Source organism: Neisseria sp. P0021.S007, assembly GCF_051956855.1.
In genome coordinates this window covers 1-569 of record NZ_JBQCXA010000902.1, presented here as the reverse complement: position 1 = coordinate 569, position 569 = coordinate 1, and the positions used below count along the sequence as shown (strand labels likewise).

1 pseudogene is annotated in these 569 nt (G+C 56.6%); it reads left to right on the top strand.

The features are described 5' to 3' along the window. A pseudogene (locus tag ACTHUR_RS16620) lies at window positions 1–569 on the top strand (ribonucleotide-diphosphate reductase subunit alpha); the annotation flags it as partial.

The following is a 569-nucleotide window of genomic DNA, read 5'->3' as shown; positions in this document are numbered from 1 at the left end:
ATACCGGCTGCATCCCGTTTTTCAAAATGTTCCAAGCGGCGGTTAAATCCTGCTCGCAAGGCGGCGTGCGCGGCGGCGCGGCAACTTTGTTCTACCCCTTGTGGCACATCGAAGCCGAAAGCCTGTTGGTATTGAAAAACAATCGCGGCGTGGAAGACAACCGTATCCGCCAATTGGACTATGGCGTGCAAATCAACCGCCTGCTGTACACACGCCTGATTAAAGGCGGCAACATCACGCTGTTCTCGCCCAACGAAGTCCCCGGCCTGTACGACGCGTTCTTTGCCGACCAAGACGAATTCGAGCGTCTTTACACGAAATACGAGCAAGACCCAAACATCCGCAAGCGCACCTTGTCGGCTACCGATTTGTTCTCCACGCTGATGCAGGAACGCGCCGGAACGGGACGCATCTATATCCAAAACGTTGACCACTGCAACACGCACAGTCCGTTTGACCCGCGCGTCGCGCCCGTGCACCAGTCCAACCTGTGCATGGAAATCGCCCTGCCGACCAAACCGTTGGACAACATCAACGACCCGAACGGCGAAATCGCCCTGTGTACCCTG